We start from the raw sequence: 21024 nt of genomic DNA on the forward strand, positions 1-21024 counted from the left end.
AGTTTACGCCTATTCTGTGCTTACTTGGCAAACAACTATTACAGTTATAACTATCGAATCACCCTCCCGGTTTTATCTACATTCACTTCATCGAAAGGCTTTAAATATTCGTTGGTGATAACAGAAAATTCTCTACGGGTCAAAACCTTTTTCAAATCGAATTTAGATGAGAATTTATAATTCTTATTCCATTTTTTTTCAATTTCTGCTTTTGTTGCATCGATAGCTTTATTGCCTACATAACAAACCAAAGAAATGGTATTTTCTAAATTAATGGGAATATTTTTATTGTCATCAAACCAGATTTGTGCCTTGTAATAATAATCTTTAATAGGCTGCTTTATTTCATTATACTTAACTTCTTGCTCTGGATTGAAATAGGCTTTTCCAGCTCTAATTTCTGCTTTTAAAATGCCCGTAATGCCTATTTTTTGTAGAGCCAACCAATTAGAATCGGCAGCTTTAACATCTTCAAAAGGCATTAAAGCAAGTTTGTAGCTGAGCAGTTCGCCTTGAATTCTTTTTAAATTTGATAAACTTGTTTTAGTATCGAAGAAAGCGGAATATGCTCCCGTGGCTCCTGCAGCCCAACCAATTTCTACATTCTCTGGTGGGATAAACAATAAGTTTTCTTGATTCGGAATGAGTAAGTTGTATAAAGATAGATAATGGGATTCTGTAGCATTTAGACCAGCAATTGTAGTTCTGTACAGATTTCTATCGTAACTTAAAACTGTAGTTTCGGCAGTGGCTAAAGTCTTAACCTTTAAATTAGCTAAAAGCATTCCAGATTCATCGGCAAATACCAAAATTTTAGCTTTTAAATCCTGACCATTGCTCAAATTTAATGTCCATCCATTACCAGAACGCTTAATTTCTGTGTATTTTAAGGTATCAATAATATTTAAAAGCGCTGCACTATCAATTGGTTTTTTGGTGTCTTTAGCCTTTGATTTTGAAATTGGCTCGATTGGTTTTTTAAGCTTTTTAACCTTCCAGTCTGCTAAGGTTTTAAATAAATTTTGGACTACAATTGATTGCGTAGAAAAATTATTTTGACTGCTAAAACCGTGAGATTGCGTTAGAATTAGCGTTTTAACTCCTGATTTGTAAGATTGGATTCCGGCGGCCAAAGCAGCATCTCCATTTCCAATAACCAGCACATCCGTTTTAATGGTTTGGGCATGGATAATTAGGGGAATTAAAAGTGCGAAACCGAAAAAAAATTTCTTCATTAATGATATTTAAAAATTAATGCAATATGCTTTAAATGAATGAATTTTTAATGAAATGAGTTTATTTTAACTAAATTTAAACAGAATGATATGATATCAGTTAATCATTAAAGATATATATAACTTCTACAACCTTATAAGCCATATATTTTCTTGCCTGCCGCACCGCAAGCACTCCTTAAATGAAAGACAAGTGTTAGTAATTATGGAAGAAAAAATAAAATCAGTTTTCGATTTACAACAGAAACACAAGTTTAATTTACGTAAAACGGATGCTAAAACCAGGATTACGAAACTTAAAATTCTTAAACGAGCTTTAGAAAATGCTGAAGAGGAAATCTACAAAGCTTTGGAAATGGATTTGCGCAAAAGCCGATTCGAAACCGCTGTAACCGAATTATTTTTTACTTATGCCGAAATAGATCATGCTGTTAAAAATTTGAGAAGCTGGATGAAACCAAAATCGGTTGGTAAAACAATGAGCAATCTTTTCGCTATAAATAAAATCTACTATGAACCAAAAGGTATTTCTTTAATTATTGCACCATGGAATTATCCTTTTCAATTAATTATGAGTCCGCTAATTTCGGCGATTGCTGCCGGGAATTGTGTGATTTTAAAGCCATCAGAATTAAGCAGTGCAACAGCTGGAATTATAAATAAAATTATTTCCAAAACTTTTACCAAAGAAGAAATCGCTTGTTTTGAGGGCGATGCAGAAGTTTCAACAGCCTTATTAAAACTTCCTTTCGATCATATATTTTTTACGGGCAGCACTGCTATTGGTAAAGTAGTAATGGCTGCAGCGGCCAAAAATCTTACTTCGGTTACATTGGAATTGGGGGGGAAATCGCCAGTTATTGTAGATAAAACTTGTGATTTAAAAAAGACCGCGGAGAAAATTGCCTGGGGAAAATTGGTCAATGCCGGGCAAACCTGCATTGCGCCAGATTATGTTTTAATTGATGAAAGCCTTCAAGATAAATTTGTTGAGTATTATAAAGCTGCGGTGGAAAAAATGTTTTTTAATCAAGCAGGAATCGACAAAAGCGTTTATGGAAAGATTATCAACAAAACGCAGTTTCGGCGATTAAGCAGCTTAATTGAAAACGCGGTTCAAAATGGAGCCAAGCTTAATTGGGGAGGCAAAACTAGCGCAGAGGATTTGACAATCGAACCCACTATTTTAACTTCAGTTTCTGCTGAAAATACTATAATGCAAGAAGAAATTTTCGGCCCGATTTTACCAATAGTCACTTACACTAGCCTACAAGAAGCCATCGATTTTGTAAATATAAAAGAAAAACCTTTGGCACTTTACGTTTTTTCGGACAGTGCTAAAAACCAAGAAAAAATTATTAGTGAAACCAGTGCTGGCGGAACTTGTGTTAATGATGTCCTGGTTCATATCAGCAATCCAAACTTACCTTTTGGTGGCGTAAATAATAGCGGTATTGGAAGCTGCCATGGGATTTTTGGGTTTAAAAACTTCTCACACGAAAGAGCAGTGGTTTTTCAATCAAAATTTGGCTTAACCAAAATGATTTATCCACCTTACAACGAAAAAACGGGTTTGCTAAAATGGTTGAAGAAAATACTGTAAGACCAGAATTAAAGGATTTTAGCATTTTTAAGATAATGGAAATTACAATTCCGTTTTTATGTGGTGAAAATACTTCGTTATAATTCTTCTAAAAAATTCTATTTTGGTGTTATGGAGTTAGAACAACTTAAATACCCAATCGGGCAATTTATTATGCCAGCAATATTTGATGAGCAACAAGCCAAAATCTGGATTTCAGAAATTGAAGATTTGCCTAATCAAGTTAAAATGACGTGTCAAAACCTAACTGAAGACGACCTAAATAAAACTTATCGTCCTGATGGCTGGACTTTAAGACAAGTTGTTCACCACATTCCCGATAGTCATCTGAATGCGTATATCCGCTTTAAGCAAGCCATCACAGAAGATATTCCTATTGTAAGGCCATATTATGAAGAGCGTTGGGCAGAAACTGAAGAGGCCAAAAATGGTAATATTAAGATGTCTATTTTACTTTTGACAAGTTTACATCAGCGATGGGTTGCTTTTCTTAATACCATAAAAATTGAAGATTATCAAAGAAAATATATTCACCCTGCACAAAATAAAGAATTTACTTTGGCGAATATGCTAGGGATGTATGCCTGGCATGGGAAACATCATTTGGCCCATATTACAAATACGATTTTGAATGGCTAAGCTAATATTTTCTTAAGTTCCTAACATGGTAAAATAAGGAATGTAGGATTTAGTTCTACATCATCACCAACATCGCGGCACTCATTGCAATCATAATAGCGTCTTCCACAATTGTGACTGTACTCATGGGCAAGTTAAAAACAGCCCCCAAACAAGCGCATTGAATTTTTTTCTTGTTCAAAACACTTTCTAAAACGCCGATAATACTCACTGTCATCACAATTAATGTAACCCAATTAACTACCAATGGTAATAAGTTAAGCGCAAAACTTAATCCCAAACCGAGTTCAATAAAGACATAAATATATCCCCAGGCATCAAATTTCTTCGCCACGATATCGTACATCGCATAACTTTCGGCAAAACTCTTTAAATTTAACATCTTAAAAAATGAAAAAGTAAGGAAAAAACCAGCCATGAAAATTCTCATGAAAACCATGAAATCTACACCGCCATCTTGCCAGGAAACAACCAATGAAACCGCTGTTACATAACCGAAAATTAATAAGATTGGTTTATAAATTGCTACCCACGATTTTGTTTCTTCAAGCATCTCATTTTGCTTTGTAGTAGAGATTTGATATTTACTATCAATACCGCCCAAAGCCTGCTGAAGTCTGTTTAAACCAACTTGTTTATCCATACTAATCGTTGCAGAATTATTATCTTTCGAAACTTCAACCGATGTTACATTGTCCAAAACCAAAAGGTTATTTTTAACTTTATTTTCGCAACCACCGCAGGTCATGCCAGTAAGTTGATAGGTATGTGTCATCATTAAAATATTTATACAAACTTACCCAAAGGGCAAGCGAGAACCGTTACAGAATAATCATAAAATGTTATAAAATTTTTGCCTTTCTCGCCTCGGCAAAGACGATAAAAACCTTTACACCATATATCTGTTAATAAACTATAATTTAGATGAATGACAGCTCAAAAAATAAACCGGTTTTGGATTTGGATAGGATGCGTTTTCGGATCAATAATTTTAATATTGGCGTTTGGAGCAATGTTTTTAAATGCTCACTGGAAACCTTTACTAACCGAAAAAATTAAACAAGGCGTTTATAATGGCTCAAATCATCTTTATAATATCGACTTCAAAAGTATTAATATAAATGTAATTACTGGAAGTTTAGCGCTTCGCGATGTTACGCTTACACCAGATACTTTAGTTTTCGATAGTTTAAAAAAGCAGAGTCTAGCTCCTGCGCACACTTTTAAAGTAAAACTTAAGAAACTACAAATTACGAGAGTTGGAATATTAACGGCATATTTTAAAAAAAAGGTAGTCATAAGCCAAATTAAATTAGATAAGCCATCAATAAATATGGTTTTTAATAAAGTGCCTAAAAAACTGGATACTGCCGAAGTTAAAAAATCTCTTTATGAACAAATCTCCAAAACCTTTAAATCAATACATATTAACACTATAAAAATTGTTGATGCTGATTTTGATTACATAAATAATAGTGGACTTAAGAAAACTAAAAATGCTATTAAACACCTTGATATAACGGTCAAAGATTTTTTATTGGATTCATTATCAGGAAAAGATACATCAAGATTTTATTACACAAAAAATATTTCTTTTCAACTCGCAGGATATAAATCCATCACCAAGGATAAAATGTATTCGATGAGGATTGATACGATTAGCGGTTCTGCCGCAGAAAAAAAAATTATGATTAAAGGCTTCAAACTTATTCCATTGTATCCTGAGTTAACATTTACCAGAAAATATAAAACTCAAAAAGACAGGTATAATTTAGCTTTTGATGAAGTTGAATTTAATGGTGTAGATTTTATCGGTTTAAATACCGAGCAAAAACTTTATGCAAGATCTTTAAAAATTGGCTCGGCAAAGGTTGAGGTTTTTATGAGCCGCGAATCGCCTCCTCCTCCAGGATTTGATAAAGGTAAAAACTATCCGCACATGGCTTTAAAAAGGTTAAATATTCAAACAATTATTGATACCTTAAAACTAAAAAACATTGATTTAAAATATTCAGAATATAATCCTTCAAGTAAGAAAATTGGTTCTGTCAATTTTAAATCGTTAACCGGAAATATCCTTAACGTTACCAATGATAGTTTGAGATTAGCAACAAACAATCATGCCGTTGCAAACTTAAACACACTTTTAATGGGTTCGGGTAAATTTAATGTTAAAATAGATTTCAACCTTACAGATAAAAACGGTGCGTTTGCCTACAGCGGAAGCTTAGGGAAGTTCGACATGAAGCAATTAAATTCTTTATCTAAAAACCTTGGATTGATTGAAATTGAAACTGGCAATATACAGCATATAGACTTTAAGGCAAATGGAAACTTAAGAATGGCAAGTGGCTCAATGAATATGCTTTACACAAATTTAAAAGTGAAGTTACTATCTGATAATATTGACGGAGAAGGAACGAATAAAAAAGGACTATTATCATTTTTAGCCAATACAATTTTAGTAAAAAATGATAATCCTAAAAAGGGTGAGATTGCGAGAACAGCCATCATGACAAATAACAGGATTAATTCTGCATCCTTTTTTAACTTAATGTGGAAGACAGTTTTTGTAGGAATAAAAGATATTGTAGGTGTTGGGATTATTCCAGAAAAAAACCCTGTAAAACAACAAAAAGTTATAGCGAAGAAAGTAAGAGAACAAAAAAGGATTGACAGAAAGGCAACCCGCCAAGCAAAACAAGAGAAAAATTAGCAACACATTTTTAACAAATGCGTTTTAAATGTATATTGCTAATAAAAAAGCCCTTCGTTAAATGCCTGATAAAAAGAAATATCGTTATAAATTTATTAAGTGGTCAGTAGGTATATTTTTAATTTTAGCTACAATACTGGCATCAATAGCATGGTATTTAAATATAAAATCTCGCCCATTACTAACAACACAAATAAAAACACTGCTTTACAAATCTACTGATAGCTTATATACCATCAGTTTTACTAAAGTGAGCACAAATATCTTAACTGGAAGCGCAACTTTACAGAATGTAAAAATTACTCCTGATACTAATCGGTATAAAGCACTTATTGCTTTAAAAAGAGCACCGAACAATCTTTACACAGTTTCGTTGAAAAAATTAGTTGTAAAGCATTTTCATCCGTTAACCATGTATCGCGAACATAAATTGCAAATTGAAGAAGTTTTATTTGATAAGCCTGAAGTTTTAATGGTTAATCGACAGTTAGATTTTAATGAAAACAGAGCCCCAAAGCTCATCAAATCTCCTTATGCGTTTATTTCGAAAAGTTTAAAAGAATTTAGTATTAATTCCATTTTATTTAAAGATGCCAGCTTTAAATATATTAATAAAAACGTAGCAAAACCAACTGTTTTTTCTATTGATGATTTAAACATCACCTTAGTAGATTTACTTGTTGATTCAACTTCTTTTGATGATCCTACCAGAATATACCTTTTGAAAGATGTAGTAATTAACCTGAAGGATTATAATTACGCAACGCCTGATAAAATGTATAATATTAAACTAAATAAACTCGATTTCAGAGCATCGACAGGACGATTGAGAATAAATAAATTTGCGCTAGAACCTTTATATGATGAGATGAAATTTGGGCAAGTTGCAAGATATGCGAGAGACCGTTTTGATATTTTAATGAACGATATCTCCTTAAATGGAATCAACTTACCACTTTACATATCCAAGCAAGAATTAAGAGCAAAGGAAATGGCAATTGCCAATGGTTTTGTTGCTGTTTTTAATAATAATAGTTTACCGAAACGCGAGAAAGAAAGTAGAATAGGAAAATTTCCTCATCAGCTGTTGCAGAAACTAGGTGCGCCAATTTTGGTTGATAAGATACAGCTTAAAGATGTTGATATTAGTTATGCAATTTATAATAAGGAAAGTCAGCAAAGAGGCAAAATTTCTTTTGAACACACTTCAGGCATTATAAGCAACGCAACAAATATTGATAAAGTAAAAGTTATTAGCCCGATAATGGAGGCAAATTTAAGCACTTATTTATTGGGACAAGGAAAATTAGATATTGACTTTAAATTTAATTTGGCTGCTAATAGCGGCGATTTTTCATACAAAGGCGTTTTACAAAATTTTAATGCTCGGGTTTTAAACCAAATAACAAAACCTTTGGGCTTAGTTAGAATTAACAGAGGTAATGTAGATAATCTTAAATTTAACTTCAAAGCTGATGATTTTGGAGCTAAAGGAACAGTTGATTTTTCATACTTTGATTTATCTGTTGCATTAATGAAAAACGACCCTGAAAAAGATCATTTAGTAAAAAGAGGTTTAATTTCCTTTTTAGCGAATGCATTAATTATAAATTCCGAAAACCCTGGTCCCGATGGCAAATTTGTTTCTGCAACCGTAAATTATGAGCGGCCACAAAACACATCTTTTTTTAGTATGATTTGGAAAAGCCTATTTATCGGCATTAAACATAGTGTTGGCATTACAGAAGAAAAGCAGAACGAAATGCGTGAACATATTGCAAAGTTTAAAGCAATGAAAACAAGTCACCAATTACGCAAAAAACGCAGATTAGAGCGGCGCCAACAAAAAGAAAATCAACCTAAAAATGAAAGGTGATAGGATTTTATGCTCTTAACCGTAAATTTAAAATATGATTATTGCTCTTGTTACTGTCAGTTTTCTTTTCCTTTCAGAATTCTATTTTATAATTTACTAATTGGTAAAAAATTAGGTTTAACAACACTTTTCTACAATTGTGCTTAAAAAGGCTTTTCAATTTAATTCCCAAATCTCATTTAAGCAGTTAAATACTAAACAACCTGCTTGATTTGCTTTATCAAGATATTGCTATAATTATTTTATACATAATATTTACAGGAATTGGATTTGAATACAAGAATTTTGAGAGAAAATTAGATTAAATGCTTTTTAACAATTTCTTCTAAAGCTTCAATATCAAAAGGTTTTGATAAGTAACTATCTGCACCAGCTTCATCTGCTAATGCCGAAATATCATTATTTGCAGAAAAATATATAACAGGAATGTGCTTTAAATCCGGGTTGTTCTTAATTGCCTTGGTGGCCTGTATTCCACCTAAATCTGGTAACCAATTATCCATAAAAATAATATCGGGCATATAAGCTGCAACTTGATTCTCGATATCATTTGCACTTTCTGATGTTTTAATTTCATAACCAGCATCTTCAAAAATAAAGGTACATAAGTCTAAAATATCTCTATTATCATCAAAAACGAATATTTTTTTTGCTTCAGCCATTAATTTACTTTATAGAACAGTTTCTACCTTTTTGCTAATTTATTTATAAAATCTGCCATGTAAAAGGCATCTAAAATAACATTTTTTTTTATGTTTATTACTGCTTGCTGTGGCATGTATGGCATTATTGCTGTATTTGGATTCTGTATAACCACTAAGCCCCCAAAATTGTTTACTGCTTTCAATCCTTCAACGCCGTCGTTATTTGAGCCCGACAATAAAATGCATATTAATTCGCTTGCGAAAATCTCCGCAGCAGATTGAAAAGTAACATCTATAGAGGGCCTTGAGTAATTAACCTTTTCTGAATAATCTAAAGAGAATGTTTTGTTGTGTTCTAATAATAAATGATAGTCTGCAGGTGCTATATAAACAGTACCTGGCAATATTTTTTCCTTTTCTTCTACTTCTTTTACTTTTAATTGTGTTCTGTTTTGAAGTAAATCTGTAAGTAAGGAGTCGTTACCAGGTTTACGATGAGTAACAATAATAATCGGAAAATTAATTTCTTTATCTAATGCCGGAAATATTTCGAGCAACACATCAAGACTACCAGCAGAGCCACCGATAACTAAAGCACTACACTTTTTCGGAATTAAAGTTTCCTCCATATTTTTTCTGTCCTTATCCTTTTATATTGCTTTGCTTTCGGCCAAAAATCTAAACTTTCTTTACTACCTAATGCTAAATAACCAAGCTGTTCCAAACTATTATCAAACAATTGAAAAACCTTATGCTGTAAGTCCTTATCGAAGTAGATTAAAACATTTCTGCATAAAATCAATTGAAACTCATTAAATGAATGGTCGGAAACTAAATTATGCGTAGAAAAAATCATTTTCCCGCTCAAGGTTTCATCAAATTTCGCTAATGAATAATTAGCCGAATAATATGTTGAAAAATCTTTTAACCCTCCCGATTGCAAATAGTTTTCTGAATAACTTTTTAAATAATTTAAAGGGAAAATTCCTTTTTTTGCCTTTTCCAAAACAGAAGGATTTATATCGGTAGCGTAAATAAGCGATTTATTAAGTAAGCTCAGCTCCTTTAAAACGATTGCTAATGAATAAGCTTCCTCTCCGGTAGAACAACCTGCAACCCATATTCTAATGAATGGATATGTACCCAGCGTTGGCAAAATTTCATTACGTAATGCTTTATAAAAACTTGGGTCGCGAAACATTTCTGTAACATTGACCGTAATCTCTTCCAAAAATCTTTTGAAATATTGCTTATCTGTTTTAACTGTATATCTAAACTCAGCGAAACTTACAAAATTATCTAAAGCATATAGCCGTGAAATTCTTCTTTTAATTGATGCGTGCGAGTATTCTAGAAAATCGTAGCCATGTGCTTCCAGTACATCATTAAGCAGTGTTTCAACTTGTTCGTTATCTATAACATCACCAATCACTTTATTTAGTAAGTTTTTCTATTTGCGTTAATAATTCATCTACATTAATCGGTTTTGATACGTAACCGGCAGCCCCGGCAATTAAGCACTGTTCCCTATCTCCAACCATTGCCTGCGCGGTAACTGCCAAAACCGGAATATCTCGCATCTTTTCTGATTTTTTCATCGCCGCCATAGCTTGATAACCATCCATATCAGGCATCATCATATCCATTAACACAATGGTAACATTTTTGTTTTCTTCCATAATGGAGAAGCCTTCTTGTGCGCTTAAAGCAGATAAGCATTCAAAACCTTTAGCTTTAAGAACCGCTTTTAACGCAAAAATATTTCTGTTATCATCATCAATGATGAGAATTAACTTTTTTGACATACAAAAAAATAGGATTAAGAATTATAATGATTTTCATATAACCAAACACGAAGCAAGGAAACCAACTGATCCATATCTACAGGTTTACTTATATAGTCGGACGCACCTGCAGCAATGCATTTTTCTCTATCTCCCATCATTGCTTTTGCTGTAACAGCCAAAATTGGCAAATTTCTGTATTTAATATCCTCTCTTATTGCACTTGTGGTTTCGTAACCATCAAGCTCGGGCATCATCATATCCATTAAAACAACATCTACAGATTGGTTTTCGTTCAACAATTTAAGTGCTTCTTTTCCATCTGTAGCAGTTAAAACATGCATTTGATGTTGTTCTAAAACTTTTGTTAACGAAAAAATATTCCTAACATCATCATCAGCTACCAAAACCGTTTTCCCTTTCAATACATCCTGAAGTTCAGAAAACTTTTTAGGTGCTTTAGCCTGATCTTTATTTTTCTCCTCAACGAGGTGAAGAAATAATCCTGCTTCATCTAAAATACGCTGATAAGAGTGAGCAGTTTTTACCACAATTGAATCTGCATATTGTTTTATTCTGCTTTCTTCACCTTTAGATAAACTTTTTCCGGTAAAAATAATTATTGGTAAATTCTCAAGACCTGGGGTTTTCTTTACCACTTCCAAAGTTTCGTACGCATGTTTATCAGGGATACCCATATCTAAAATCACACAATTAACATCAGATTTATGGAGTGCTGAAACACTATCACCAACCTGATTAACAATTTCAGTTTGAATATCAAAATTACCTAAGAAATAGCTTAATGCCTTTGCATGTTGCTCATTTTCTTCAACGATTAATACTTTTTTTGGATGTCGGCTTAAAGCATGCTCCAATTTTTGGAAAATTTCTTGCATGTGCTCAAAAGCAAAAGGTTTGTTTATAAAATCCACAGCACCTTTTAATAAACTTTCTTTTTTAACTTGTAAAGACGACATAATATGAACAGGGATGGGGCGAGTATCAGGGTCTGCTTTTAGTTCTTCCATCACTTGCCATCCATCTTTAACTGGTAGTTGAATATCCAGCAGAATGGCCAAAGGTTTATAAGCTTTCGCCATTTCAATACCTACATCTCCTCTAACAGCTACCAAGCCTTTATAATTCTTTTTTCTAGTAAAATCTAATAACGTTTTAGCAAAGGGAGTATCATCTTCAACAATTAAAATCACCTTATCATCTGGCTCAATATTATCACGATCATCCTCAATTTCTTGCGGAATATTAGGTACCGTTAAACGAGTAGCTTTTTGAATAAGTTCCACATTAACAACCTTTTCTAAAGGGTGTTCAATGTCTTCAAAGCCTTTATTCTTATCTATCGGAAGTGTTAAAGTAAAAGTACTTCCCTGGTTTTCTTTACTTTTTAAATCGATATATCCACCTAATAATTTAGCCAGTTCTCTACTTATGGAAAGACCCAAGCCTGTTCCACCGAATTTTCGCCTTGTAGAACCGTCGGCCTGTTGGAAAGCCTCAAATACCATTGCCTGTTTATCTGGGGCAATACCTAAACCTGTATCTGTTACTTTAAAAATAATAGCATTTAAGTTCTCATTCTTTTCTATATTTAAAGTAACCGAGCCTTGATTTGTAAATTTAATTGCATTTGATAGGAGGTTTTTCAAAATCTGCTCCAATCGCATTTTATCTGTATGGAAATATTCAGGGGTACCGTCTGATTTATCAATAACCAATTTTAATTTTTTATCTCTTGCCACAGGATTGAATAAAGAACGCATATTCAGCATTATCTCATCAACTTTAATATTGGCCCGATCTAATTCCATCTTACCTGCTTCAATTTTCGATAAATCTAGAATTTCATCAATTAAATTTAACAAACCCTGACCTGAGCTCTGTATCACTTCTGCATATTCCTGATGCTCTCGATCCATTGCCTCATTTTCGGCCATTAGTCTTGATAAAAGCAAAATTGAATTTAAAGGTGTGCGCAACTCGTGCGACATATTTGCCAGAAATTCTGATTTATATCTGGTACTTAATTCAAGCGCCTCGGCTTTTTGCTGTATTTCTACATTCCGCTCTTCAATAAGTTCATTTTTTTCCTCAAGCAAACTGCTTCTTTCTTCAAGTTCCTGATTGCTTTGCAACAGTTCTTCTTGCTGCACTCTTAATTCTTCTTCTGATGCCTGAAGTTTTTGTGCTTGTGCCTCCAACTCAGCATTCATCCCTTCTAACTCGGTATGTTGAACCTGAAGCTCTTCTGATTGCGCTTGTGTTTCTTCTAATAACTGTTGAAGTTTTAATCTATTCTGAGCACCTAACAGAGCGGTACCTACATCAGATAAAATCAAATTCAGAAAGTGTAATTGTAAATCGGAAAAGGTGCCGATTGTTCCCAACTCTAATCCGCCAATGGAAATGCCATTTCTAACAATAGGCAAAACCAATAACTGAGTTGGTTTAATGTTTCCAGTTGCATAAGTAATTGTTAATTCGCCTTGCGGAATTTCGTTTAGCAGAATTTGTTTCCCGGATTTAACTGCCTGCCCAATTAATCCTTCTCCTAAAGCTAAAGATTCTGCCAAATTTCCCCCTTGCAGGGCATACTGTCCCTCCAGATAAAGATAACTATCCTCCTTAAGCAAATAAATTGCACCTATTTGACTATTCGTATAAGCTGCCAAGAATTCGATGATGTCATCAGCCAAATGAAAAACATCTTTTTCGCCAACCATTTTAACATTAAGGTTTGCAACGCCTGTTTGTAACCATTCATTTTCAGCCAGTGTATCAAAAGATTTTTTAAGTGATGAAGACATTGTATTTAACGATTCTGAAAGTTCACCAATATCATCCCGAGATTGACTATCCAAAGTAACGCCATAATTACCATTTGAAATCTGCTGTGCGATTTCTTTGATGGCGAGAATACGTTTCTCCATTTCGTATTTTTTATCTTCAATTTCTTTTTGCAGCTTAATCCGCTCATCAAAATCAACAGATACTTTTCTGTAAAAGAATAAAGTTATTACAATGGCCAAAATAGCTGCAAAAACAATAAGAATGGGTGTATATGAGGTTAGTTTATTTAATTCAATGCTTCTTTTTTCGAGCAACCTTTGCTCCTCTTTAACCATACGATTTACAACTGCACGAGCCTGATCCATGTAAACCTTTCCTTGAAAAAGAACTGTTGGGTCTACTTTTCCACCCAAAGATTTTATCTCAATTGTAGATTTTATTATGGCCAACCTACGAATCATTATGTCCTTTAATTCTGCAATACTTCTTTGCTGTTGCTGATTATCTTTAGTACTTTCAGCAATTTTGTTTAGGGCAACGAGCGACTTATCAGATGCGCCATTATAAGGCACTAAAAAAATTCTATTCCCTGTTAAAAGATATCCTCTTTGGCCGGTTTCTGCATCTTTAAGCGTAGATATTACGCCTTCTACATTTAGAATAATTTCATCACTATGCTTTACAAGGTCTGTACTTTTAATCAAGTTCCTAATACTTACATAAGAAGCGAGCGAACTGATAAAAAGAATAATTAGTGACAGGCCAAGGCCTAAACGTAAATTATTTTTAAGCGTTGTTTTCATTATTTTATTGATAGAGTATTAAGGAATTAATAGGCTAAAATTTCTTCTTCGGTTATCGGGATGATGAAGTAAAATTCGGAGCCTTCATCAGGCACGCTATTTACTCCGATAGTTCCTTTGTGCCTATTTATAATTTCTGAGCAGATATATAAACCAATTCCAAGGCCATTGAAACGATTGCTACTTTCTTCAACGCGATAAAATTTGTCAAATATTTTTTGATGCTGCGATTTAGGGATGCCAATACCAAAATCTTTTACTGCAACATAAAGTTTGCTATCTTTTATATTTAGCGTAACATTAACCTGATTAGTTCCCGGTGCATATTTTATTGCGTTTGTAATAAAATTTATAACAACCTGTTCCAATCGGGTTTCATCTCCAAAAACCAATTCATCTGTTTTACCAAGCTTATTAATTTTAAAATCGGGGTTAGATTGCTGCAACATTTCAATGGCATTATTCACCATATTATCAGCGCAGAAACTTTTCATATTGAACTTCAGTTTACCGCTCTCAATTTTTGAAATATCGAGTAAATCTACTATCAGTTCGTTTAATTTTTCTAATTGAATACTTGCTTTAGCGAGATGATTTTGAGCCATGACTTTATCATCTTTGTTCAGGCTTCGTTGCAAAAGTTGAATATAGCCTTTTACACTAGTTAATGGCGTTTTTAACTCATGACTTGCAATACTAATAAACTCATCTTTTTTATGTTCGGCTTCCTTACGAAATTCAATTTCTTCGAGTAACTTTTCCTGCACTTCATTGAGCTTTCTGTTCTGCTCATAAATACGGTAAAATGTTTTTATTTTAAGCAAAAGTACGTTGATATCAACAGGCTTGGTAATGTAATCCAAACCGCCGCTGAGGTAGCCTTTTGTAATAAATTTTAATTCGGTATTTACTGCTGAAAGAAATATGATAGCTGTATCTTTTGCTTTGCTGAAACCTGATATGGCTTCTGCAACCTCAAAACCATCCATATCTGGCATTTGAACATCCAGAATGATTAATACATAATTGTTTTTTAAAACCTTTTTAAGTGCTTCCTCCCCTGAAGATGCCGTGTCAACTTCGAAATTATGTGCTTGCAGTACTTTCTGTAAAGAAATCAGGTTTTCAGGCCTATCATCAACAATAAGGATCATCTTTTATAAAACATTATGAAGCCGGGATAATTTTGTTTGGTTCAAAGACTAAGTTACCTTTAAGTGTATACAAACAACGCTGCTTTTAAAATGTTTGGAAAAAAATTATTTTTTTATAATTCGCTTGAATTAAATGTATCGCCTTGCTTGATATCCCCTGTTTCAAATCCTTTTTTGAACCAATACATTCGCTGTTGAGATGTGCCGTGAGTAAAAGAGTCTGGTGTTACCTCTCCTGTTGCCTGCTTTTGTAATTTATCATCGCCAATGGCGTTTGCTGCGGTTAAAGCTTCTTGTAAATCACCTTCATCCAATTTTATTGTTCCTACTTTCTGAGCATTATGTGCCCATAAGCCAGCATAAAAATCTGCCTGTAGTTCTAATTTAACTGATAAACGATTGTGTTCAGTTTCACTGACCTTTCCGCGTGCTTGCTGTAATTTATCAGAAATACCTAAAAGATTTTGAACATGATGACCTACTTCATGGGCCAAAACATAAGCCTGAGCGAAATCTCCAGCTGCGCCAAAACGATTTGCTAATTCATCGTAAAATGACAAATCGATATAAACTTTACGGTCACCTGGACAATAAAACGGCCCAACATCAGCGCTGGCACTGCCACAAGCCGTTTGCACACCTTCTCTAAATAATCGAAGCGTTGGTTTTTCATACTCTTTGCTCATGCTTTGAAATTCTTCTTCCCAAACTTCATCCGTAGAATTTAAAATCTTCGACATTTGAATGCCTGCAGAATCTGTTGGAATTCCCCTGTTAACTTCAGTATCTTCATTAGTTGGCATTTGACCAACCAACCCGGTTAAATCTTTTCCAAAGAACAGACCTAACACTACGATTATTAAACCCACTCCTCCACCTAAAACAGCCTTTCCACCCTTACTTCCTCTGCTGTCTTCAACATTTTCACTTCCTTTACCGAATATTTGCATTTTAGTCAATTAATTAAAACATATTGAGATATCCTTCAACAAACTAAACAACATAAACGTTGCCTATTTTGTTATGGGGAAACACTTTTTTATTTATCCAATGAAAATAAGTATCTACTTATGACTTCCGTCTCTATTTATCCAAGTAAATAGTGTATTGTTGAATTCATGCCCTGACCTATTGTCTTCAACATTGTCAGATCCAAATCCATTCCACCTCATTCCACCCATAATTTTAGATTGTTCTTCTTTAGATAACTCTGTAATCTCATTTAAATTTTCAAATGTTTTCATAATTAAATTATTTAGTGATTAATATTACAATATACTAAGCTTTTTGCAAATGAAAAACATTTAAAATTATTCTTAGCTATTAAAAACGAGTATCGCATTTTCAATGCGCAATTTTGTTTCTTCCTTACCTAATAGCACAGCAATATCAAAAACACCAGGTCCAAATTTGCCACCAACAAGCATAATACGGAAAGGAAGCATAAGTTCGCCAGGCTTAAAACCTTTTTCTTCTGCTAATGCTTTAAATGCGACTTCAGCATCAATTGGGTTATCCAAGCTTAGGTTGTTTGCATAATCATGAAAAAATGTAGCCTTTTCTGCTGTCCATTTTGGTTTTACAGAAGCAGAATCATATACCGATGGTGATGCAAAAAAGTAACTGCTTTGCATTACAAAATCTGGCAATAGTGTGCATCTATCTTTTATTAAATCGATAACTGTGTTTAACAATGCTTCGTCGCTAATTACAAAACCTGCCTTTTCCAGTTCATTTTTTACTTGTAATTGCAAACTATCAACTGATGATTGTTTTATCCATTCGTGGTTGTACCATTTTGCTTTTTCAAAATCGAATTTTGCTCCGGCTTTGCTTATTCTTTCAATCGAAAATTTTTCTTCCAATTCTGCAAGTGTAAAAATTTCCTGCTCAGTTCCATCGTTCCAACCTAAAAGCGCAAGCATGTTAACAAAAGCTTCGGGCATAAAACCCATTTCCTTAAACCCATTTGTTATGTCTCCCGTTTTAGGGTCAGTCCAGTTCATTGCATAAACCGGGAAACCTAAACGGTCGCCATCGCGTTTGCTTAACTTTCCATGTCCATCTGGTTTCAAAATTAAAGGCAAGTGTGCCCAGGCAGGCATGTCAGCTTCCCAGCCTAAATATTTCCAAAGTAAAATATGAACTGGCGCAGATGGCAACCACTCTTCACCACGAAAAGCATGAGTAATTTCCATTGCTTTATCATCAACCACAACGGCTAAATGATAGGTTGGCATGCCATCAGCTTTTAATAAAACCTTATCATCAACAATAGCAGTTTCAAAACTTACATCGCCACGAATTAAATCGTTAAAATGAACGTTTTCATTTTCTGGCACTTTAATACGAATTACATGAGGTATTTTTGCATTTAACAAATCCTCAACTTCGCTTAAAGTTAAAGTAAGGGAATTACGCATTTGCATACGTGTTGCCTGGCCATATTGGAAGTTTGGAATTTCTTTCCGCTTTGCATCTAGATCTTCAGGGGTATCAAAAGCATAATAAGCATAGCCATCGCTAACTAGTTGTTCAGCAAATTTTCTGTAACTCGGTTTACGTTCGCTTTGGCGGTACGGACCGTAAGAACCCGGTTTACTCGGACTTTCATCGGGTGTTATACCGCACCAATCTAAACATTCGGCAATATATGCCTCTGCTCCTTCTACAAATCGATTTTGGTCTGTATCCTCAACACGTAAAACAAAGGTTCCATTGTTTTTTTTAGCAAACAAATAATTAAATAAAGCCGTGCGAACACCACCTAAATGCAAGCCGCCTGTTGGGCTTGGTGCAAATCTTACTCTAACTTTTTTATCCATGGTTGGTTTGTTAAGCGGCAAGCGTTTGGCTCAAGGCACATTGAATACCTATTGCCATGCGCAAAACGCCACAAAGATATATTTTTCATTCATTTATATTTGTTTCATCAGTGATGAAGCTATTATCCTTTCATAAATTATTGCCTTACGGTTTTGAAAAAGCATAATGGTTTTATGTTTTTTCCGTTTTGTTATTGTAATTTGCCTTCCCAAAGCATGAATCCATACGAAAAGAAACGCCGCTGGAAATTTTTCCTTCTCATTTTTGCCATCCTAATTGGCATTGCTTCAGTGTTTTACACAGATTCCTTTGTAAAAAAAATGCAGCGTGAAGAGGCAAATCAGTTTCAATTGTGGGTAAAAATTACAGAGCGATCAATGCTTTTAATGGATAATGAAAATCTTAATAGCATCGTAGATGATGTTAGGGAAAATACTAAGATGCCTGTTATTGTTACCAATTCTGATGGAACAATTCTCTCTTCCATTGGCTTGGATAGCACCAAAACCTGGTATCCGGATAATGAAAAACTTGTTTATGATAGCCTCTATTTTGTTAAAGAGCTTTCAAAAATGAAAGCACAGCATAAACCTATAGCAATGAATATTTTTGGCGACAAAAAAATAGCCTACTATAAAGATTCATTTATCCTTACCCAACTTCGTTATTTTCCTTACATTCAAATGGGTGTTATTTTTCTATTCCTTCTAACTGCTTATGCGGCATTTAGTTCGGCAAGGCGAGATGAACAAGATCATGTTTGGGTAGGCTTGGCTAAAGAAACAGCTCATCAGCTTGGTACACCAATATCTTCTTTAATGGCTTGGGTAGAACTCATGAAATCTAAGTTCGACGCTGAAGACGACCCATTAATTGCCGAAATGGAAAATGATATTAAACGCCTGGAAATTATAACCGATCGGTTTTCTAAAATTGGTTCAAAACCGATATTAGAAGATCATGTGGTGTATATGGTTATCAGCAATTTTATCGATTACTTTAAAGTAAGAACATCAGATAAAGTTAAATTTACAATTACTGGCGATGAACAAGTAAGGGCAATGCTTAATGTGCCATTGTTTGATTGGGTTACTGAAAACTTACTTAAAAATGCTGCAAATGCAATCGAAAATGAAGGCTCAATTTCGATTAATATTATCGAAAACTTGGCCAAAGAACAGGTTTTTATAGATGTTACCGATAGCGGAAAAGGCATTCCAAGATCAAAGTTCGATGCTGTTTTTCAGCCAGGGTATACAACCAGAAAACGTGGCTGGGGGCTTGGTTTATCGTTAACCAAACGAATCGTAGAAAATTACCACAGCGGCGAAATTTTTGTAAAAGATTCAGAATTAGGAAAAGGAACAACATTTAGAATTATATTAAAAAGTAGTTTAACTTATGAACCCACCACAGCCTAACGATTATCCTGAATGGGGAGAAACCTATATCAGCAAGGTTGATAAAGATATTTTTCAGGTTTTGGAAGAACAGGTTTTTTCCATCCCCATTTTATTTCAATCGAATGCTGATAAAGAAAACTTTGCATATGCAGCTGGAAAATGGACATTGAAAGAAATGCTTGGCCATATTATAGATTGCGAGCGTATTTTTGTTTATCGAATGACCTGTTTTGCCAGAAATGAACAACAACATTTACCTGGTTTTGAAGAAGATGATTATGTTACAAATGCGCATTTTAGTGAGCGAAATTACGACGATATGATTGAAGAGTTTGCAGCACTACGAAAGTCTAATCTTTATTTTTTTAAAAGTTTAAATGAAATAGAATTAAACAGAAAAGGTGTTGCTTCTGGTAGAGCGATAACCGTTAAATCTATTTTATTTATTGCAGCAGGACACATTGCCCACCATGTTGGGGTACTTAAAGAGCGTTATTATGTGGTTTAAAAATTTTACTGTAGAGGAGTTAAACAATCGCCCTAAAAACCATATTGGTGCATTGCTGGACATAAAATTTACGGAAATTGGTGAAGATTTTATTATCGGCACCATGCCAGTTGATGAACGAACGCACCAGCCTGCAGGCATACTACATGGCGGTGCTTCGGTTGTACTAGCCGAGACATTGGGTAGTATAGCTTCATATATGTGCATCGACCCTGAAAAATACGTTGCCGTTGGTTTAGAGGTAAATGCAAATCACCTTCGCCCGGTAAAAAGCGGTTTGGTTAAAGGCATTTGCCAAGTAATTCATCGTGGTGCCAAAACCCATATTTGGGATATAAAAATTTACGATGAACGTGGCAAAATGAGTTGTATTAGTCGGCTAACGGTTGCTGTTATCAACAAACCACAATAATATTATAGGTAAAAGCTTGCGAAATCTTTAAATAGATAATCATTTAAAGATTTCGCAAGTTGTTAAATCTCTACTTATCAATTGCTTTCTTTTCGATTATGAATGAGGTGATTAAACCCAATCCGCCAAAAATGCCAAGACAACCAAAATAAACCGCAGCTGCCTGGCCTTCTTCTGAGTGTGTCATATTTTGTCCGAAAACACCTCTAACGGTAAACAAAGCAACCAGCAAACCAATACCTAAACCTACCAATAGTAAGCCGAATTTTAAACTTAAATATGGCCTTGGTGCCGATTTACCGATACCCGGATCTATACCGCGTTCTATCATTGCCATTTTTTCTTTATTTGATAAATAGCGTATTCCAAATACCATTGCGAATGTGCCCAAGAAGATAGAGATTGGGACTAATATTGCTTCCATGATTATAATTTTTTAATATTTAAATTTTTTAATTGTGTTGAACCGTGTTCTGTGTATTATGACTACCTGATTTTAAATCAGGTTACAGCACATGTAGAAATAATTTTAAATCGGGCTTTATGTAGATTTAAGAAATCTGAGGCTTTTAAAGCAATTTCGATAATTTTATAAATGGCTGTGGTGAAT

Annotated in this window: 19 protein-coding genes; 7 read left to right on the forward strand and 12 right to left on the reverse strand. The window is 34.1% G+C overall.

The annotated features are described in order from the left end of the window. Window positions 1-50 precede the first annotated feature (50 nt). On the reverse strand, window positions 51-1235 hold the full coding sequence (locus IEV50_RS12265) for a hypothetical protein (RefSeq protein ID WP_188414702.1): 1185 nt from the start codon (window positions 1233-1235) through the stop codon (window positions 51-53). A gap of 205 nt (window positions 1236-1440) precedes the next feature. Between IEV50_RS12265 and IEV50_RS12270 the strand changes: the two genes are divergently transcribed. Both IEV50_RS12270 and IEV50_RS12275 read left to right on the forward strand, forming a co-directional pair. Beyond that, complete coding sequence (locus IEV50_RS12270) at window positions 1441-2838, forward strand: aldehyde dehydrogenase family protein (protein WP_188414704.1); 1398 nt, start codon at window positions 1441-1443, stop codon at window positions 2836-2838. A 111-nt stretch (window positions 2839-2949) separates the two neighbouring features. Then, window positions 2950-3477, forward strand: a complete 528-nt coding sequence (locus IEV50_RS12275) for a YfiT family bacillithiol transferase (RefSeq protein WP_188414705.1) — start codon at window positions 2950-2952, stop codon at window positions 3475-3477. 55 nt (window positions 3478-3532) lie between these two features. On the opposite strand, the gene IEV50_RS12280 is transcribed toward IEV50_RS12275, so the two are convergent. Then, window positions 3533-4255: a heavy-metal-associated domain-containing protein gene (locus tag IEV50_RS12280; RefSeq protein WP_229746720.1), complete on the reverse strand. Its 723-nt coding sequence runs from the start codon at window positions 4253-4255 to the stop codon at window positions 3533-3535. A 219-nt stretch (window positions 4256-4474) separates the two neighbouring features. On the opposite strand from IEV50_RS12280, the gene IEV50_RS12285 reads away from it, so the two are divergent. Both IEV50_RS12285 and IEV50_RS12290 read left to right on the forward strand, forming a co-directional pair. Next, window positions 4475-6193, forward strand: coding sequence for a hypothetical protein (locus IEV50_RS12285; protein WP_229746721.1), 1719 nt, complete (start codon window positions 4475-4477; stop codon window positions 6191-6193). A gap of 61 nt (window positions 6194-6254) precedes the next feature. Next, window positions 6255-8069 carry a hypothetical protein gene (locus IEV50_RS12290; protein WP_188414709.1) on the forward strand — a complete coding sequence of 605 codons (1815 nt, stop codon included), beginning with the start codon at window positions 6255-6257 and terminating at the stop codon, window positions 8067-8069. 296 nt (window positions 8070-8365) lie between these two features. On the opposite strand, the gene IEV50_RS12295 is transcribed toward IEV50_RS12290, so the two are convergent. The 9 genes from IEV50_RS12295 to gltX form a co-directional block, all read right to left on the reverse strand. After that, window positions 8366-8731, reverse strand: coding sequence for a response regulator (locus tag IEV50_RS12295; RefSeq protein ID WP_188414711.1), 366 nt, complete (start codon window positions 8729-8731; stop codon window positions 8366-8368). 23 nt (window positions 8732-8754) lie between these two features. After that, entirely contained in the window at window positions 8755-9342 is a 588-nt protein-coding gene (locus tag IEV50_RS12300) for a chemotaxis protein CheB (RefSeq protein ID WP_188414712.1), read from the reverse strand. Next, on the reverse strand, window positions 9327-10145 hold the full coding sequence (locus IEV50_RS12305) for a CheR family methyltransferase (protein ID WP_188414713.1): 819 nt from the start codon (window positions 10143-10145) through the stop codon (window positions 9327-9329). Before IEV50_RS12305 ends, IEV50_RS12300 begins: the two co-directional genes overlap by 16 nt. Before the next feature lies 1 nt (window position 10146). Continuing rightward, window positions 10147-10518: a response regulator gene (locus IEV50_RS12310; RefSeq protein ID WP_188414714.1), complete on the reverse strand. Its 372-nt coding sequence runs from the start codon at window positions 10516-10518 to the stop codon at window positions 10147-10149. A gap of 14 nt (window positions 10519-10532) precedes the next feature. Further along, window positions 10533-14111, reverse strand: coding sequence for a response regulator (locus tag IEV50_RS12315; protein WP_188414715.1), 3579 nt, complete (start codon window positions 14109-14111; stop codon window positions 10533-10535). A 26-nt stretch (window positions 14112-14137) separates the two neighbouring features. Next, the gene (locus tag IEV50_RS12320; RefSeq protein WP_188414716.1) at window positions 14138-15265 is read right to left on the reverse strand and encodes a sensor histidine kinase; all 1128 of its coding nucleotides are present in this window, start codon (window positions 15263-15265) and stop codon (window positions 14138-14140) included. A 113-nt stretch (window positions 15266-15378) separates the two neighbouring features. Then, window positions 15379-16215, reverse strand: coding sequence for a KPN_02809 family neutral zinc metallopeptidase (gene ypfJ / locus IEV50_RS12325; RefSeq protein ID WP_188414717.1), 837 nt, complete (start codon window positions 16213-16215; stop codon window positions 15379-15381). Window positions 16216-16329: 114 nt separating this feature from the next. Beyond that, window positions 16330-16509 carry a hypothetical protein gene (locus IEV50_RS12330; RefSeq protein WP_188414718.1) on the reverse strand — a complete coding sequence of 60 codons (180 nt, stop codon included), beginning with the start codon at window positions 16507-16509 and terminating at the stop codon, window positions 16330-16332. 72 nt (window positions 16510-16581) lie between these two features. Beyond that, window positions 16582-18090 carry a glutamate--tRNA ligase gene (gltX, locus tag IEV50_RS12335; protein WP_188414719.1) on the reverse strand — a complete coding sequence of 503 codons (1509 nt, stop codon included), beginning with the start codon at window positions 18088-18090 and terminating at the stop codon, window positions 16582-16584. Between the two features lie 216 nt (window positions 18091-18306). Here gltX and IEV50_RS12340 point away from each other — a divergent pair, with 216 nt between their 5' ends. Genes IEV50_RS12340 through IEV50_RS12350 form a run of 3 tightly spaced genes read left to right on the forward strand, consistent with a single transcriptional unit; the run spans window position 18307 to window position 20414 of the window. After that, window positions 18307-19512, forward strand: a complete 1206-nt coding sequence (locus IEV50_RS12340) for a sensor histidine kinase (protein ID WP_188414720.1) — start codon at window positions 18307-18309, stop codon at window positions 19510-19512. Continuing rightward, window positions 19493-20002: a DinB family protein gene (locus IEV50_RS12345; protein ID WP_188414721.1), complete on the forward strand. Its 510-nt coding sequence runs from the start codon at window positions 19493-19495 to the stop codon at window positions 20000-20002. The genes IEV50_RS12340 and IEV50_RS12345 overlap by 20 nt, the downstream gene beginning before the upstream one ends. Continuing rightward, the gene (locus IEV50_RS12350; RefSeq protein ID WP_188414722.1) at window positions 19992-20414 is read left to right on the forward strand and encodes a hotdog fold thioesterase; all 423 of its coding nucleotides are present in this window, start codon (window positions 19992-19994) and stop codon (window positions 20412-20414) included. The genes IEV50_RS12345 and IEV50_RS12350 overlap by 11 nt, the downstream gene beginning before the upstream one ends. A 70-nt stretch (window positions 20415-20484) precedes the next feature. Here IEV50_RS12350 and IEV50_RS12355 read toward each other — a convergent pair whose 3' ends face one another. Next, window positions 20485-20838 (reverse strand): DUF6249 domain-containing protein, encoded by a 354-nt coding sequence (locus IEV50_RS12355; protein ID WP_188414724.1) that lies wholly within the window; start codon window positions 20836-20838, stop codon window positions 20485-20487. Window positions 20839-21024: the final 186 nt, after the last annotated feature.

The organism is Pedobacter mendelii (assembly GCF_014635725.1).
Lineage (GTDB): Bacteria > Bacteroidota > Bacteroidia > Sphingobacteriales > Sphingobacteriaceae > Pedobacter > Pedobacter mendelii.

Coding starts and splice junctions, on each gene's coding strand:
- IEV50_RS12265 (WP_188414702.1), bottom strand. CDS start 1,235: ATGAAGAAATTTTTTTTCGGTTTCGCACTTTTAATTCCCCTAATTATC.
- IEV50_RS12275 (WP_188414705.1), top strand. CDS start 2,950: ATGGAGTTAGAACAACTTAAATACCCAATCGGGCAATTTATTATGCCA.
- IEV50_RS12355 (WP_188414724.1), bottom strand. CDS start 20,838: ATGGAAGCAATATTAGTCCCAATCTCTATCTTCTTGGGCACATTCGCA.
- IEV50_RS12330 (WP_188414718.1), bottom strand. CDS start 16,509: ATGAAAACATTTGAAAATTTAAATGAGATTACAGAGTTATCTAAAGAA.
- IEV50_RS12315 (WP_188414715.1), bottom strand. CDS start 14,111: ATGAAAACAACGCTTAAAAATAATTTACGTTTAGGCCTTGGCCTGTCA.
- IEV50_RS12290 (WP_188414709.1), top strand. CDS start 6,255: ATGCCTGATAAAAAGAAATATCGTTATAAATTTATTAAGTGGTCAGTA.
- IEV50_RS12300 (WP_188414712.1), bottom strand. CDS start 9,342: ATGGAGGAAACTTTAATTCCGAAAAAGTGTAGTGCTTTAGTTATCGGT.
- IEV50_RS12295 (WP_188414711.1), bottom strand. CDS start 8,731: ATGGCTGAAGCAAAAAAAATATTCGTTTTTGATGATAATAGAGATATT.
- ypfJ (WP_188414717.1), bottom strand. CDS start 16,215: ATGCAAATATTCGGTAAAGGAAGTGAAAATGTTGAAGACAGCAGAGGA.
- IEV50_RS12280 (WP_229746720.1), bottom strand. CDS start 4,255: ATGATGACACATACCTATCAACTTACTGGCATGACCTGCGGTGGTTGC.
- IEV50_RS12320 (WP_188414716.1), bottom strand. CDS start 15,265: ATGATCCTTATTGTTGATGATAGGCCTGAAAACCTGATTTCTTTACAG.
- gltX (WP_188414719.1), bottom strand. CDS start 18,090: ATGGATAAAAAAGTTAGAGTAAGATTTGCACCAAGCCCAACAGGCGGC.
- IEV50_RS12270 (WP_188414704.1), top strand. CDS start 1,441: ATGGAAGAAAAAATAAAATCAGTTTTCGATTTACAACAGAAACACAAG.
- IEV50_RS12310 (WP_188414714.1), bottom strand. CDS start 10,518: ATGTCAAAAAAGTTAATTCTCATCATTGATGATGATAACAGAAATATT.
- IEV50_RS12345 (WP_188414721.1), top strand. CDS start 19,493: ATGAACCCACCACAGCCTAACGATTATCCTGAATGGGGAGAAACCTAT.
- IEV50_RS12340 (WP_188414720.1), top strand. CDS start 18,307: ATGAATCCATACGAAAAGAAACGCCGCTGGAAATTTTTCCTTCTCATT.
- IEV50_RS12350 (WP_188414722.1), top strand. CDS start 19,992: ATGTGGTTTAAAAATTTTACTGTAGAGGAGTTAAACAATCGCCCTAAA.